We start from the raw sequence: 15,169 nt of genomic DNA, 5'->3' as shown, positions 1-15,169 counted from the left end.
TTCGGTGTCGTTCGTCGGGCGCACGCTCGAACTCGCTGCGGCACGGCGGGAGTTGGAGACCAAGCGGCTCCTGGTGGTGAGCGGCGGACCCGAATCGGACCGGTCCGCGTTTCTCGACGCGGTGGCACGAGAGGTCGCGGACGAGGCGGGACTTTTGGTGCACCGATTACGGGTGGCGGACGCCGGGGAGCGGTCGGGGGAGGCCGGGCGGACGCCGGGCGAGGTGGCGGACACGGTCGTCGAGGCCTGCCGGGGCGTGTTCGCCGTACATCCCTGCGTCGTGGTGGTGGACGGAGTCCCCGCGGGGACGGCGGACGGAATCCCCGCCGGGATGGCGGACGGGTCCCTTCTCTCCGACCTGATCAGCGCCTTCGCCGGGTCGGAGTCCTTCCTTCTGGTGGGCTCGACGGACGCCCGGGAGGGCGCCGCTCCACCGTTGGCCCACGCCCCCGACGACCACACGGTCCTCCTCGAACGGGCCGTCACCGCCCACCGCAGGGGCCGCCTCGGCGAGGCCGAGCGGCACCTCTCCGCCCTCTCCTCCGACCGGTGCGCCGACGGCTGGGCGCTGCTCACCCGGGCCGCCGTCCACTGCGACCGGGGTGATCCGCGGGCGGCCGGACCGCTGCTGAGGCGGGCCGTGGAGGCCCACCAGGTCGCGGGCGACCGGCGCGGCGAGGCGTGGGCGGTCTTCCTGTACGGGCGGATGTGCCTGTTGCGCGGCCGGGCCGAGGACGCGCGAAGCCTGCTGGGCGCCGCACGGGAGACGTTCCGGGCGATCGGTGAGGCCCGGGGCGTGGCGTGGGCAAGCGGCGAACTCGCGCGGCCGGCCGCTCGGTCGGGCGCCCCGGACCCGGACGCCCTCGGCGAGGCGCGTCGGCTGCACGAGCGCGCGGGCGACCGGCGCGGCGCGGCCTGGGCGCACCTGTGGTGGACCGTGGCACGGGCGGACGAGCCCGGCTTTCCCTGGCAGGAGGAGTTCACGGACGTCCTGCGCCGCTTCCATGAGGTCTCCGACCGGCTCGGGACGGCATGGACACTGCACCACCACGCGCTGACCCTGGCCCGTACGGACGGGACGGACGGCGTGGACGGGACTGGCGGGACTGGCGGGACTGGCGGGACTGGCGGGACGGGCGGGACGGGCGGAACGGACAGGACGGACAGGACGGACAGGACGGACAGGACGGACGAGCGCCGACGTGAGGCGGACCGGCTGTTCGAGGGGGCCTTGGCGCTCTTCGAAGAGGCGGACTGCCCGCACGGGCGGGCCTGGACCATGCTCGAGTACGCGCTCCGCTCCCCCGCCCACCGCTTCCTGAACGGCGAGTGGGCGGCCGAGATCCGCCATGTGTTCCATGGGATCGGCGACGAGGCGGGCGAGGCCTGGGTGGACCTCGCCGAAGCCGGACCGTCCCCGGGCGGCGAGCGACCGTACGAACTGGCCTGCCGCTACCCCGCCGCCCTGCTGGACACGCTCGGGTGGACCGAGGCCGGCGATCCGCTGATCCCGCGCGCCGCCCGTGACACCCAGCCCGAACCGCGTCCGGGCTTCCCGCGCCCCGGTGACCGCGACCGCCCGGACGACTCCAGGGCCCACGTCCGGCTGACCCTCCTCGACGACGTACCCGTCCCGGACGTGCCCGCCCGTATCGCCCTCCAGGTCGTACCCGGGCCGGGGCACCCCTGGTCCACCGCTCCGCTCCCCCCGCTCACGGCCCGCGCGGCCTCCCTCGGCCACGCGGAGATCGACCCCCCGCACGGCGTCCCCGCCGACGGGGCGGAGTTCCGCTTCACCCCGCACCGCCCCGGCCCGCACCGGCTGCGCTTCACCGTCGAGGACCCGGCCACCGGGACCGTCCTCCAGCAGGTCGAGGCCGTCATCGACGTGGTCCCGTCCGATCCGGGGCCGCACCGGCCCACCGCGGCCACTCCCGCGCCCCGCCCCGCGTCCGCGCGGAGGGCCTGAGCCCGATGGCCCGCGAACTTCTCAGCCAGGTCGTCCAGGACCCCGGCCGCGGCTTCACCCGCCACCCGGCCCCCACCGTCCGTCCCCCGGACCTGGTCCTCGCCCTCGACTCCCACGCCGACGACCACATCCGGGCCCGGATGTACGGCCCGGCCGCGCCCCCGTCCGCGACCGAGCACGCCCTGAGGCTGAATGTGAAGCCGGCCGCCGTCACCGCCGCCGCGGCGCGTCTGCGGGAGCTGTGGAAACGGGAGCTGGTCGATTTCCAGCCCGTGGACGAGCGCGGGATCCCGGTCGGGGGGCGCCCCCACTTCCCGTACGCCACGTGCCCGGATCTCACCGCCGAACCCCGGGAGGAACTGCGCGGGATCCTCGACGAGCTCGCCCGCCAGGGCTCCCACCTGCTGTACGGGGAGCTGCTCGGCGACGGCGGCCGGGGCACCCGGCGCTTCGGCGAGATCCTGACCGGCGCGCTGAGCCGCGAGGAGCCGTTGCGCATCCGCGTCGACTCCGACCTGTTCCTGCCCTGGCCGATGCTCGCGCTGCCCGAGGACACCGCGAACGGGCCCGGCGGCCCCGGCAGCGACACCTTCCGCCGTTTCCTCGGCTACCGGCACCAGATCGAGCAGACCGGCGGCCACCACCCGCACTTCCCGGTACCCGCCGACGACGAGCACGCCCGGCTGCCGCCCTCGTCACCGGTGGTGAGCCTGAACCACGACAAGGGCATCGATCCGGAGGGCGTCACCCGGGCCGCCGAGGTCGCAAGCGCCCTCGCCACCGGCACCGTCCGCGTCGAACGCGTCCTGTGCGACGAACTGCTGCGCGCCCTGCGCTCCGGCGGGCTCGACGAGCAGCTGATGTACTTCTGGTGCCACGGACACTTCAGACCCGTCGCCGACGACAGGGCCCCGCTGTTCGTCCTGCGGCTGAGCGACGGCAAGGACATCGACGTCCCTGCGGTCCTCGCCGAGCGCGCCCCCGCCGAACCCCTGTTCCCGCAGCGCCCCTTGGTGTTCCTCAACGCCGGTTACGCCGGGCTGCCCGCCGCCGCCGAGCCGGCGCGCCTGGGCGGCGCGCTCATCGAGGCGGGCGCGGGCGGGGTGCTGGCGCCGCAGATCGAGATGCCGCAACCGTTCGCCGCCGAGTACGCCCACGCGTACGTCACCCGCTATCTCGGCGGACGGGAGACCGCGGGCGAGATCGTCCACGGGCTCGCCCGGCACTTCGCCGACGCGTGGAGCAACCCGCTCGGCTTCGCGTACGCCCTGCAGTGCGGCATGGACAACAGGCTGGAGCGGGCCACGGTAGGACCACGCCGACGGCCGCCCCAGCGTTCGGAGAGACCCCTGCGTACGAGAGGACAGTGCCGAGGGTGAGGGGGCGCACTCCGGCCACCCGTGGCCGGAGTGCGCACACCAGGCTCAGCCCTTCGCGGGCGAGGCCTTCCCGCCGGGGCCGGGGCCGCTCCCCTTGCCGGAGGCCGCCGCGGCGCCCTTACCGGGCCGCTCCGGGTCCTCCTCGAAGGTGACCTTCCCCATGTGCCGGTTCATGGACTTCATCAGGCCCCACACCGCCAGGGCCAACGCCGCGAAGACGATGAAACCGAGGACGCCGGGGGTGACCTTGTTCTCGTCGACCTCCTTGGCGAGGGGAACGAGGTGCGTCAGTGCCAGGCTTGCGCTCATATCAGGCATTGTCGCGGATGCCCGCGAAGAGGTCGTCCTCGGGGAGGGAGGTATCGACCAAAGAGGTGGCGAGCTCGTACTCCTCGGTCGGCCAGACCTCCTTCTGGATCTCCATGGGGACCTTGAACCAGCCGCCGTCGGGGTCGATCTGCGTGGCGTGCGCGATCAGCGCCTTGTCACGGATCTCGAAGAAGTCCGCGCACGGAACGTGCGTGGTCAGCGTGCGCTCGGTGCGCTCGAACTCGCTCCACCGCTTCAGCCAGTCCCCGTACGGCGACTCCAGACCGCGCTCAAGGAGGGCGTTGTGCAATGCCTCGGTCCTCGGGCGGTTGAAGCCCTGGTTGTAGTAGAGCTTCTGCGGCTGGAACGCCGGGCCGTACTCGGACTCCGGGTACTTCTCGGTGTCCGTCGCCCCCTCGAACGCCACCATCGAGATCTTGTGGGTCATGATGTGGTCGGGGTGCGGATAACCACCGTTCTCGTCGTACGTGGTGATCACCTGCGGACGGAACGAGCGGATCTGCCTGACCAGCTCTCCGGCCGCCTTGTCCACGTCCTCGAGCGCGAAGCAGCCCTCGGGCAGCGGCGGCAGCGGGTCGCCCTCCGGAAGGCCGGAGTCCACGAATCCGAGCCACTCCTGCTTGATGCCGAGGATCTCGCGGGCCTCGTCCATCTCCTTCTTGCGTACCTCGTGGATGTGATCCTCGATGTACTGGTCGCCCTGGAGCTTCGGGTTGAGGATGGAGCCGCGCTCCCCGCCCGTGCAGGTCACGACCAGCACGTCCACCCCCTCGGACACGTACTTCGCCATGGTGGCCGCGCCCTTGCTCGACTCGTCGTCGGGGTGGGCGTGCACGGCCATCAGTCGCAGCTGGTCAGTCAAGACTCGATCCTCAGTAAGTCGGCCGTGAGGCCAGTCGGCAAGTCGGCGCCCGGCGTGTTTCGGCGTCATGGGCGGCTTCTATAGTGACGGAATCGGGGGACGAATAATTCCGGGACCCCGTCCCCGAGAGGACGATCATGAGCACGGCGAGCACACAGCTGCCCGAGGGCCGGTACGGCCGCTCCGAGGACGAGCGCGCGGACCGGAAACTCAAGGTCATCGGCACTGTGCTGGGCGTGGCCCTGCTCGCCCTGATGGGCTGGTTCGCGTACTACTACGTCTTCTCCAACAAGATCAGCGCCGAGGTGATCACCTTCAAGGCCGTCTCGGACAACGCGGTCGAGGTGCATCTGGAGGTGCGCAAGGACGCGGGCGCCCACGGCTACTGCACACTGCGCTCGCAGGCCGACGACGGCAGCGAGGTGGGCCGCGCGGACTTCCGTTTCGACCAGGACTCCTCCCGTATCGACAAGGTCGTCACGCTCCGTACCACCTCCCGCGGCGGCACGGCGGAGCTGCTCGGCTGCCACGCCGACTGACACCACCCGCTGTCGCCCCCTGTCGCCCCCCTTGCACCGCCCGCCGCCTCCGGCATCACCCGTGGTACCTACGCGCTGACCTGCGTTGACGTAATTCTGATGTCTTATGTCCTCCCCCTTCTGCCCGGGAATTGTTAGGCTCGTGGTTTCGCCCACCCGTGAAAGCACATTCTTCTGGGTAGGGCGATGCTTTGTATTCCCAGTACCTACGAGGAGCACCTGTGACCCAGACCAGCGAGAACGTCACCTGGCTGACCCAGGAGGCGTACAACCAGCTCAGGGCCGAGCTGGACTACCTGTCTGGTCCTGCGCGCACGGAGATCGCCGCCAAGATCGCGGCCGCGCGCGAGGAGGGCGACCTGCGCGAGAACGGCGGGTACCACGCGGCCAAAGAAGAGCAGGGCAAGCAGGAGCTCCGTGTGCGCCAGCTGACCCAGCTCCTGGAGAACGCCAAGGTGGGCGAGGCTCCCGCTGCGGACGGCATGGTCGCCCCCGGCATGGTCGTCACCATCGCCTTCGACGGCGACGAGGACGACACGCTGGACTTCCTGCTCGCCTCACGCGAGTACGCCAGCGCCGACATCGAGACCTACTCGCCCCAGTCCCCCCTGGGCTCCGGCGTGAACGGCAAGAAGATCGGCGAGGACGCCCAGTACGAGCTGCCCAACGGCAAGCTCGCCTCGGTGAAGATCCTCAAGGCCGAGCCCTACAAGGGCTGAGCCGGGACCGACCACAGCAACGATGCCCCCGGCCACGCCGGGGGCATCGTCACACCCGCGTCACCACCGTCAGGCGTGCCGCGCCCCGTACACAGCGTGTGGACCTCGCCCCGCACTCCTTCTTCAGCATCGCCAGTACCGACCCGCCGATCGTGCAGTTCACCTCGATCGGCCGCAAGGATTCCCTGCGCAATGTCGAGGACACCGGGGAGTTCGTCGTCAACTCCACGCCGCAGTGAACGAGGAGTACATCAAGCCGCATCCCCTACGAGGAGCCACGGCCTGAATAGCCCAGCGGCCGACTGTCGAGAGCACGTTCCGTGGGCGACCATGAAGAGGGGATGCGGGCCGACTTCTTGGAGTGATCACGTCGTGAACACCATGCACGCCGTACGGGCCCACAGTCGTGGCGGACCCGAGCAGCTCGTGTACGAGATGGCGCCGCGTCCGCGTCCCGCACCGGGCGAGGTGCTCGTCGCCGTTCGGGCGGCTTCCATCACCTCGGACGAGCTCACCCGGGACGCCACCTGGACCGACCGCCTCGACGCGACAGGCAAAGACCGCACCCCCATCGTCCCCTCGCATGAGGTGTCCGGGGTCGTGTCCGAGCTCGGTCCCGGGGTCACCGCTGTGACCGTGGGGGACGAGGTCTACGGGCTCATCCCGTTCACACGTGACGGTGCGGCCGCCGAGTACGTCAGCGTGCCGGTCGATGTTCTGGCGGCCAAACCGGCAGGGCTGGAACACGACAGGGCGGCGGCTGTTCCACTGGCGGCGCTCACCGCCTGGCAGGCGCTGGTGGACCACGCCGCTGTGAAGGCGGGACAGCATGTCCTGATCCTGGGCGGGGCGGGGGGCGTCGGCTCGTTCGCCGTACAAATAGCCTCCGCCCTCGGCCTGCGGGTCACCGCGACGGCGGCCGCACAGGACAGTGACTTCGTGACCGGCCTCGGTGCCCAACAGGTCCTGGACTACGCGGGCACCCGCTTCGAGGACCACGTCAAGGACGTCGATGTCGTACTGGACCTGGTGGGGGGCCAGACGCAGACACGGTCCTGGACCGTCCTGCGGCCAGGCGGCGTCCTCGTCAGCATCGTGTCGCCGCCGGATCCGAAGAAGGCGGCCGAGCACGGTGCCCACGGCGCGTTCTTCATCGTCGAGCCGAACCACGACGAGCTGGATGCGATCACCCGGCTCATCGAGAACGGCCGACTCGCCCCGGTCGTGGACCGCGTCGTCGCACTCACCGACACGCGCGACGCGTATGAGGCGCTGCGCCAGAAGCATCGGCGGGGCAAAGTCGTCATCCATGTCGCGGCGATGAGCTGAAGGGGACCGAGCCTCCCCCGGGAAGTACCGAGGCACTGGCCGAAAGGCCGCCGAAGCGGCTTCATCGGGCCGGGCCGAGTACCTCGTCGGCGCTGCGCGGCTCTGTGCGCGGCTGCTGGTTGAGCTTGTGACGCTCGATGGAGGATCGCCGGTAGACCTCCTTGCGGGCCCGCATGATGTTGCCCAGGGGCGCGTGCTCGGCGGTGACCCGCCAGGGCGTGAAGGACAGTGAGTCCATCTTCTCCAGGTTCTCCGGGCCGGAGATGTCCTGCTGCGGCAACCGCAGCTTGGCCACCGTGACGGACGGCGAGAGCCGCTCGGGCCACTCCACAGTGGTGTCCTCCACCGGCATCCGCTCCAGGTCGGTGCAGAGTTGGACCTGGATGTCGAAGGCGTAGGGCCGCTCCTGCAGCTCGGCTTGCAGGGCCGGCCGGAAGACCTCCTGCGCGGAGGTCGGGTCGATGGTGCGCCGGACCACCGCGGCGGCGCAGGACGGATCGGGGGTGATGCGCACCTTGGCGATGTAGTCCCCGTGCCGGACCGCGCCCATCGTCCAGTAACTCGACAGCAGCAGGTTTGCCGGAGGGGTCTTCGACAGCCGCAGGAAGGCCAGGAACTCGTCCCACGCCCAGTTGTCCTGGTCCAGCGTTCCCTTTCCGGTCACGAACTCGGTGAAGAAACGACGCGCACCGGGTCGGCCCTGGGAGAAGTAGGCCGGCGCGTTCAGGAACAGTTCCTGGATGAACAGGTAGTGCTCGACCGTGTTGCAGAAGAAGATCGGCCCGTTGATGTTGGCGTAGTCGAAGGTGCCCGAGTCCGGTTCGTCTTCCAGCAGGGTCGGCCCGGGGACATCGAACATCTTCAGCGCCAGCCCGGTGGCCGCGCCCAGTCGTGCGTCGGCTCCGGCGTGGGGCGAGCCGTTGGAGAAGCGGATGAGCGCATCGTGGGTTCCCGGAGTCGCGTAGATGCCTTGGGCGTACTCGGGCGCAAGCCCGTCCAGGATCTCCACTTCCCCCCGGACCAGCCCGTAGCCCTTGGCGTGGGCGTCGCGCAGGGCCCGGCCGGTGCCACCGGCCTCGACCGACTCGGCGATGTAGCTCTCGGTCTTTTCGATCACCGTCTGCACGTTCTGGTCGAAGTGCGGGTCGTCGTCTTCGACGTCCGGCGTGTAGGGGACGAACTGTGCTGCCATGACGTCGACCTCTTCTCGAAGACCGTGATGGCGCCTCAGGGGGGAGGAACTGCCCTCAGTCCTCCAGTTCGGCGAGCCAGCGCAGGGCGCGCAGACCCGGCACGAAGCAGTACTCGCCGCCCCGGGTCACCACGAAGCTGGGCAGGTTCTGCAGCCGACGCCGGACCGGCTTCTCCGGGATGGTGACGCTGCCGGTTCCGCCGTGGTGCCCGGCCACCGGGTCCTTCTCGCCGGGGTAGCCGATGAAGTTGCCGTCGTTGACCCACTCGGCCTTGATGAACTCAAACTGCCGTTCCAGATGGGCCCCGAGGAAGACTCCGACCAGGCCCCGGTCGGCGCCGTCGTCCTCCAGCACGCCCTCGGGCAGCGGCGGCCCGTACGTGGTGCCGCGGCGGATGAGGCGGTGCATCCGTGCGTCGCCGATGATGGTGGAATCGCGAGGGTTGGTGCGCCGGATGTGCGCACCGGCGGGGCACCGGAAGCCGCGATCGTCGTTCTCCCGGTACAGGAAGTTGTTGACGCGGTGCGGATCGGCCGCCAGCTCCGGATCATCGTGCTCCGGCGCCAGCGTCAGCGGCGCCCCGCTGGGCCAGCGACCGACCATCTTCGCCGCCAGAAGTGCCTCCTCCTCGGCGGTGGAGGTGTTCGCGCGCAGGTACTTCCGCCAGGCCGCCACGTTGGTGTGGATCTTGCGCACAGCCGCGTAGGTCCCGTTGCGTCCCAGCACATCGGGGCTGGGCATGGGCGGCACGTTGCCGGTCTCGTCCGGGTAGCCGAGGATGAACTCGCCGGCCTTGATGGGGGCTTCCTGCGGGTTCGAGCCGGGCAGTCCGACGCCCTCGATGTTCGGATGGCTGATGCCGTCGCGGAAGCCGAAGGTGGTGCGCCCGGTCGGGAGCTGGTGGACCTCCTGCTGCCAGATCACCTGGACACCGGGCGTGTCCTCGTAGGCGACGCGCGCCCGCACCAGCTCCTTGTCCAGCTGCGCCGCGTCGGAGGAGAGGGCGCTCAACGCGATGTGGATGTCGCCCGTTCCAAACGGTGCCTCCCAGTGGGCCGGGGCGCTCTCGCCCACGTCGCCGATCAGCTCCGCCCGAGCGGCCATGCCCTCACGAAACGCCCGCGGAAAGCTGTCCAGCGATTCCTGAGGCACGCCCAGTGCCCTCAGCCCCTGGTAGGTGAACGCCACAGCCACCCAGGCATCCTGGCTCCGGTCCACGCCGGGCAGACCACCCGAGGTCACCGGGAGCAGCCGTCGCAGCAGGGCGCGCCCGGCGTGGCGGTCGTCGACGCGCAGGAAGACGAACTTTCCCTCATACGGCACGGGCCGTGGACGCAGTGCCCCGCTTTGGACGTCGTCGATCTCGACACCCACACTGGCCGCGCTGCTACTTGCCGCAGTGTTCATGATCGCCTGTGCCTCCCTATCGGCCTCTGCATGGGCAGACCTGCAGCGGCCGACCCGCGCCCGACGCGGTCCACCGATGTCGGGTCGGCTCTGAGGGTTGGGTGTGTGCGGGTTCTAGGCCGCGGCTTCCTCCAGCAGCTTCTGGAAGGCCGGCGTGGCCAGCAAGTCGGCGTTCGCCGGGTTGTCCAGCGCCGCCCGGAACTCAGCGGTGTCCAGCACCGCCTCGAACGCCTCCTCCACGCGGTGGTCCTTGTAGATCTGCTGAACGGTCAGATCGGGATAGGCGCTGACGAAGACTCCCGCGGGCTCCTGGTTGGCAAGGAACCAGTCCTTCGCCCCTGGGTCGGTGACGCCGGGGAACCCTTCGCTGTGCGAGAAGACCTTGTCGAAGCGGGCCCCGACCACCGTCTTGGCGAAGTCGTCGATGTACGTGTCCCAGGAGCCGTCGAAGACACTGGCGAACATGAACCGGGTGTCGTTGTCGAAGATCACGTGCCGTGCGTCATGCAGGGTGCCGATCTGGCGCAGTGCCGCATGGACGTTCTCGTCAGCCGCCGCGTCGGCCATCGCGGCGAGATCCTCACGCAACGCATCAGCATGGCCGGGCTTGATCTTGGTAAAGACGGTGAACTCGTTACAGACCCCATCCGACCTGCCCGGGCGCTTGGGCTGAGCCGAATGAGCTGCACCTGTCGTCGCAGTCATCGTGAGACTCTCCTGCCACGGATCGGACCGAGGGTCGCCAAGCGCCCTGACATGGGACGCCATCGCCCTCACGTCCAATCCTCACTCCACGCACACCGCCCCGCACACCCGGCCGTGGGTGTCGTCCCGCGCCCGGACGACACGTGACCGGCGTCCCCCTCCGGGGGTAAGGCAAGCCACCTCGGGCCAAGGCCAGGGTCCCCGCGTCCCGAGGAGCTCCCTAGGACAGATCCGGAAAGGCGCAGGAAGATGGAACGGGAACTTGCCGAGTTGATCGTCGTCACGTTCTCGGGCAGCCGCTTTCCCGGGGCCGTGCCGAGGAGTTCGCCGTTCATGGGGACCACTTCCGGGATGGCTGTGCCCCCGGCCCAGGGCTCCCCAGCGGGCCTGCGTATGTCCACGGCAGTCCCGCAGTCGGCCGCCGCCCAAGCGGTTTGGTCGCTCGCTCCCGCCCAGCCTTGCTCAACTCGATCGCCGCCCTGGCCCACCCACCCGGAGGTAATCATGGGCAAAGTTCTCGGTGACGTGCTGGGTCTTGCGGCCGCCGTCGCGATCAGCCCGCTCCCGATCATCGCCATCATCCTCATACTCGCCACGCCTCGGGGACGTCTCAACGGCCCCCTCTTCACCGTCGGCTGGATCGTGGGGCTCTCGGCACTGGGCGCGGTGATGCTGGCAATCGCTTCCCCCGCAGGTGCTTCCGCCCACAATCACCCGGCCACCTGGGTGGGCGCCCTCAAGCTCGCTCTGGGCGTGCTCCTCGTCTTCTTCGGCGCCCGGCTGTGGCACCGGCGCCCGAAGGATCCCTCACAGGCCCAGTTGCCGAAGTGGATGGGCGCGATCGACCGCCTCACGCCGGTCAAGGTCTTCGGACTCGGACTGGCCCTGGCCGCGCTCAACGCCAAGAACGCCCCGCTGACCATCGCCGCGGCCGCCTCCATCGGCTCAGCCGGACTGCCGGTCGGGCAGGAGATCGCCTCGCTGGCGATCTTCGTCCTGATCGCCACCCTCGGCCTGCTGGCCCCACTGGGAGTCTTCCTGCTCGGAGGAGAGCGAGCCAGAACCACGCTCGGCAGTTGGAAGGACTGGGCAGCCCAGCACAACGTCGCCGTGATGGGAGTCCTGTTCTTCGTCCTCGGGGTGAAGCTGCTCGGAGACGGCATCTCCATCCTCACCTCCTGACAGGCAACGACAGAGGCCCCGGCGTCTGCCAGGGCCTCTGGTCAATCCTTGCTGGTCAGGCTGCTCCTAGCCGACGGCCACGCAGGGCGCGCGGCGAAGAAGCGTGATCAAGCGTCTGCCCGGCGGTACTTGCGAACCGCCAGCGTTCGGAAGAACACGACGATCAGCACGGACCACAGCAACGATGCCCACACCGGGTGCTGCATGGGCCAGGCGTCCGGCACCGGATAGCCCGCCGGGAGGTTGCCGAAGAGCTGGCGGCAGGCCTGCACGGTGGCGCTGAACGGGTTCCAGTTCGCGATGGTCCGCAAGAACGTAGGCATGTTCTCCGACGGCACGAACGCGTTCGAGATGAACGTCAGCGGGAACAGCCAGATCAGGCCGCCGGAGGTGGCCGCCTCGGGGGTGCGTACGGACAGGCCGATCAGCGCGCCGATCCACGAGAACGCGTAGCCGAGCAGGAGCAGCAGGCCGAATCCGGCCAGCACCTTGCCGAAGTTCTCGTGCGTGCGCCAGCCGACCAGGACGGCGACGACCGCGAGGACCACCAGGGTGAGGGCCGTCTGCACCAGGTCGGCGAGGGTCCGGCCGGTCAGGACCGCGCCGCGCGCCATGGGCAGCGAGCGGAAGCGGTCGATGAGGCCCTTGTGCATGTCGTCGGCGATGCCCGCTCCGGCGCCCGCCGTGGCGAAGGTGACGGTCTGCGCGAAGATGCCCGCCATCAGGAACTCGCGGTATCCGGAGGGGCTGAGGCCCGCACCCGGGACGTTGATCGAGCCACCGAACACATAGCTGAACAGCACCACGAACATAATGGGCTGGATCAGCCCAAAAATGACCATCTCGGGAATCCGGGTCATGCGGATCACATTCCGCCGGGCGATGACCAGGGAGTCGCGCACGGACTGGACGACGGCGCCCTGGGGGGCCGCCGCGGGGACGGCGTCTGTCACGGCACTCACTTCGCGTCCTCCGTCTGCGCGGTTTCCGTCTGCGCGGTCTCGTTCTTCGCCGGGTCCTTCTTCGCGGGGTCCTTCTTCGGCTTGCGACCCCTCGCGTCCCCCGCCGCCCCGCTCTCCTCGTCTTTCACCTCGGCGACATGCCCGGTCAGGGAGAGGAAGACGTCGTCGAGCGTGGGCCTGCGCAGCCCGATGTCGTCGATCTCGATGCCGCGGGAGTCCAGCTCGCGGATGACCTCCGCGAGGAGCTTCGCGCCGCCGGTGACGGGCACGGTGAGCTTGCGGGTGTGCTCCTCGACGGTCGTCTCGCCCTTGCCGAAGCCGCGGAGCACCTCCGAGGCCGTCGCTATGTGCTCACGCTCGTGCACGACGACCTCGACGCGCTCGCCGCCGGTCTGCGCCTTGAGCTGGTCGGCGGTGCCACGGGCGATCACACGGCCGTGGTCGACCACGCAGATGTCGTGCGCGAGGTGGTCGGCCTCTTCCAGATACTGCGTGGTCAGCAGCAGGGTCGTACCGCCGGAGACCAGTTGCTTGATGACCTCCCACAGCTGCTGCCGGTTGCGCGGGTCGAGGCCGGTCGTCGGCTCGTCCATGAACATCACCGGCGGTGAGACGACCAGCGCGGCGGCCAGGTCGAGCCGGCGGCGCATACCGCCCGAGTACGTCTTCGCGGGGCGGTCGGCGGCCTCCGTCAGGTTGAACTGCTCGAGGAGCTCGGCCGCGCGGACCTTCGCGGCCTTCGCCCTCATCTGGTAGAGCTGGCCGACCATCTGGAGGTTCTCGCGGCCGGTCAGGTACTCGTCGACGGCCGCGAACTGTCCGGAGAGGCCGACCCTGCGCCGTACCGCGTCGGGGTGCTTGAGCACGTCGACGCCCGCGACAACCGCCTTGCCGCTGTCGGGGCGCAGGAGGGTCGTCAGACAGCGGACGGCGGTCGTCTTGCCCGCGCCGTTCGGTCCCAGCAGGCCCAGGACGGTGCCTTCCGGGACATCGAGATCGACGCCGTCCAGAGCCCTTACGTCACCGAAGGTCTTCACCAGGCCTTCGGCATAGATGGCGCCTGGCATGTGAGTTCTCCACGTCGTTGGGGAATTTTCACGGTAACTTCTTACCTTTGCCCGTCTCGTCCCGCCTCACAGACTGCCACGAGCACAGCGAGAGGCCGGGCGAGGGCCGGGCGCGACACACACCGTAACGCGATGTATCGCGTTACTCAACAGATTTTTCCAAGGTTCGAGGACAGGGGCCCTGACCTCGAACGATGAATGTCAGTCGATCATTCGATCAGTCGATGACCGTGTAGCCGGCCTCGCGCAGGGCGCGGCCGACCTCGGCGCAGTGCTCCGGACCCTTCGTCTCCAGGTGCAGCTCGACCTCCACCTCCGTGAGCCCGAGCCGGGGATCGGTCCGTACGTGGCTCACATCGAGGACGTTAGCGTCCGCCACTGACAACACCCCGAGAAGTGTGGCCAGAGCACCGGGACGGTCCGTCAGCCGGAGCGTGACCGCGAGGTAGCGACCGCTCGCTGCCATGCCGTGGCGCAGGATGCGCTGCATCAGCAGCGGGTCCACATTGCCGCCCGACAGCAGCGCGACGACCGGGCCCTCGAAGGTCCCGGGCTCGCTCAGCAACGCCGCGACGGGGCTCGCGCCAGCCGGTTCGACGACCAGCTTGGCCCGCTCCAGACAGAGCAGCAGCGCGCTCGACAGGTGGCTCTCCGACACCGTGCGGACCTCGTCCACCATTTCCTGGACGATCCGGAACGGCACATCGCCGGGCCGTCCGACCTTGATGCCGTCGGCCATCGTCGCCGGGTTGTCGACCGACACCGGGCGCCCGGCCGCCAGCGAGGGCGGATACGCCGCCGCGCCCGCCGCCTGCACGCCGATGATCCGTACATCGGGGCGCAGCGCCTTCACCGCGACCGCGATACCCGCGGCCAGCCCCCCGCCGCCGATCCCGACGACGATCGTGCGCACCTCCGGGCACTGCTCCAGGATCTCCAGGCCGACCGTGCCCTGACCCGCGATGACGTCGGGGTGGTCGAAGGGGTGGATGAACACCGCGCCCGTCTCGGCCGCGTACTCCTGGGCGGCGGCCAGCGTCTCGTCGACCACCTGACCGTGCAGCCTCACCTCGGCGCCGTAGTCGCGGGTGGCCGCGACCTTCGGCAGCGGGGCGCCGGTCGGCATGAAGACCGTGGAGCGCACGCCGAGCAGCGAGGAGGCGAGGGCGACGCCCTGCGCGTGGTTGCCCGCGCTGGCCGCGACCACACCCGCGGCGCGCTCCTCCGGAAGCAGCCCCGCGATCCGCACATACGCGCCACGCAGCTTGAACGAGCCGGTGCGCTGGAGGTTCTCACACTTGAAGTGCACCGGGGCGCCCACCAGCTGGGACAGGTACCTGCTGCCCTCCATCGCGGTCATCCGCGCCACGCCCGTGAGCATCTTCTGGGCGCCTCGTACGTCGTCCAGAGTCACCCTGGGCAAGGAGTCGGCCGTGCTGTAGCTCATGACCACCAGTCTCGCAGTTCACACCCGAGGACTCCTGGTGTGACCACGGGCCGAGACCGGTTTTACTCAGCGTCGGTAC

General features: G+C 69.8%; 14 protein-coding genes and 1 pseudogene. 7 read left to right on the top strand and 8 right to left on the bottom strand.

Annotated features, from left to right (window positions below):
• Positions 1-4: 4 nt before the first annotated feature.
• Both ACFZDJ_RS14955 and ACFZDJ_RS14950 read left to right on the top strand, forming a co-directional pair.
• On the top strand, positions 5-1,969 hold the full coding sequence (locus ACFZDJ_RS14955; protein WP_391059306.1) for a tetratricopeptide repeat protein: 1,965 nt from the start codon (positions 5-7) through the stop codon (positions 1,967-1,969).
• 5 nt (positions 1,970-1,974) lie between these two features.
• Positions 1,975-3,348: a hypothetical protein gene (locus ACFZDJ_RS14950; RefSeq protein WP_391059304.1), complete on the top strand. Its 1,374-nt coding sequence runs from the start codon at positions 1,975-1,977 to the stop codon at positions 3,346-3,348.
• 45 nt (positions 3,349-3,393) lie between these two features.
• On the opposite strand, the gene ACFZDJ_RS14945 is transcribed toward ACFZDJ_RS14950, so the two are convergent.
• Positions 3,394-3,666 carry a hypothetical protein gene (locus ACFZDJ_RS14945; RefSeq protein ID WP_391059301.1) on the bottom strand — a complete coding sequence of 91 codons (273 nt, stop codon included), beginning with the start codon at positions 3,664-3,666 and terminating at the stop codon, positions 3,394-3,396.
• Positions 3,659-4,519: a mycothiol conjugate amidase Mca gene (gene mca / locus ACFZDJ_RS14940; protein ID WP_168517782.1), complete on the bottom strand. Its 861-nt coding sequence runs from the start codon at positions 4,517-4,519 to the stop codon at positions 3,659-3,661. Before mca ends, ACFZDJ_RS14945 begins: the two co-directional genes overlap by 8 nt.
• Before the next feature lie 158 nt (positions 4,520-4,677).
• On the opposite strand from mca, the gene ACFZDJ_RS14935 reads away from it, so the two are divergent.
• The 4 genes and pseudogenes from ACFZDJ_RS14935 to ACFZDJ_RS14920 all read left to right on the top strand — a co-directional run bounded on the left by ACFZDJ_RS14935 (position 4,678) and on the right by ACFZDJ_RS14920 (position 7,127).
• Positions 4,678-5,079: a DUF4307 domain-containing protein gene (locus ACFZDJ_RS14935; RefSeq protein WP_168495038.1), complete on the top strand. Its 402-nt coding sequence runs from the start codon at positions 4,678-4,680 to the stop codon at positions 5,077-5,079.
• Positions 5,080-5,300: 221 nt separating this feature from the next.
• Positions 5,301-5,798 (top strand): transcription elongation factor GreA, encoded by a 498-nt coding sequence (gene greA, locus ACFZDJ_RS14930; RefSeq protein ID WP_054234773.1) that lies wholly within the window; start codon positions 5,301-5,303, stop codon positions 5,796-5,798.
• A 101-nt stretch (positions 5,799-5,899) separates the two neighbouring features.
• Positions 5,900-6,034 (top strand): annotated as a pseudogene (locus ACFZDJ_RS14925) (flavin reductase family protein); the annotation flags it as partial.
• Between the two features lie 145 nt (positions 6,035-6,179).
• Complete coding sequence (locus tag ACFZDJ_RS14920; protein WP_391059826.1) at positions 6,180-7,127, top strand: zinc-binding dehydrogenase; 948 nt, start codon at positions 6,180-6,182, stop codon at positions 7,125-7,127.
• Positions 7,128-7,188: 61 nt separating this feature from the next.
• On the opposite strand, the gene ACFZDJ_RS14915 is transcribed toward ACFZDJ_RS14920, so the two are convergent.
• From ACFZDJ_RS14915 to ACFZDJ_RS14905, 3 genes are all read right to left on the bottom strand, one after another.
• Positions 7,189-8,319: a catalase family protein gene (locus tag ACFZDJ_RS14915; RefSeq protein WP_391059298.1), complete on the bottom strand. Its 1,131-nt coding sequence runs from the start codon at positions 8,317-8,319 to the stop codon at positions 7,189-7,191.
• Positions 8,320-8,374: 55 nt separating this feature from the next.
• Positions 8,375-9,727 (bottom strand): Dyp-type peroxidase, encoded by a 1,353-nt coding sequence (locus ACFZDJ_RS14910; protein ID WP_391059295.1) that lies wholly within the window; start codon positions 9,725-9,727, stop codon positions 8,375-8,377.
• Between the two features lie 114 nt (positions 9,728-9,841).
• On the bottom strand, positions 9,842-10,315 hold the full coding sequence (locus tag ACFZDJ_RS14905) for a hypothetical protein (RefSeq protein WP_391059292.1): 474 nt from the start codon (positions 10,313-10,315) through the stop codon (positions 9,842-9,844).
• Between the two features lie 621 nt (positions 10,316-10,936).
• Between ACFZDJ_RS14905 and ACFZDJ_RS14900 the strand changes: the two genes are divergently transcribed.
• Entirely contained in the window at positions 10,937-11,614 is a 678-nt protein-coding gene (locus ACFZDJ_RS14900) for a GAP family protein (protein ID WP_390934652.1), read from the top strand.
• Between the two features lie 107 nt (positions 11,615-11,721).
• Here ACFZDJ_RS14900 and ACFZDJ_RS14895 read toward each other — a convergent pair whose 3' ends face one another.
• The 3 genes from ACFZDJ_RS14895 to ilvA all read right to left on the bottom strand — a co-directional run bounded on the left by ACFZDJ_RS14895 (position 11,722) and on the right by ilvA (position 15,090).
• Positions 11,722-12,576, bottom strand: coding sequence for an ABC transporter permease (locus tag ACFZDJ_RS14895; protein WP_384912277.1), 855 nt, complete (start codon positions 12,574-12,576; stop codon positions 11,722-11,724).
• Positions 12,573-13,643, bottom strand: coding sequence for an ATP-binding cassette domain-containing protein (locus ACFZDJ_RS14890; RefSeq protein ID WP_248296950.1), 1,071 nt, complete (start codon positions 13,641-13,643; stop codon positions 12,573-12,575). Before ACFZDJ_RS14890 ends, ACFZDJ_RS14895 begins: the two co-directional genes overlap by 4 nt.
• 217 nt (positions 13,644-13,860) lie before the next feature.
• Positions 13,861-15,090, bottom strand: a complete 1,230-nt coding sequence (gene ilvA, locus ACFZDJ_RS14885) for a threonine ammonia-lyase (protein WP_391059289.1) — start codon at positions 15,088-15,090, stop codon at positions 13,861-13,863.
• Positions 15,091-15,169: the final 79 nt, after the last annotated feature.

The organism is Streptomyces sp. NPDC007896 (assembly GCF_042959425.1).
Classification (GTDB): Bacteria; Actinomycetota; Actinomycetes; order Streptomycetales; family Streptomycetaceae; genus Streptomyces.
The sequence above is the reverse complement of the archived record's forward strand: the minus strand, read 5'-3'. Positions and strand labels throughout refer to the sequence as shown.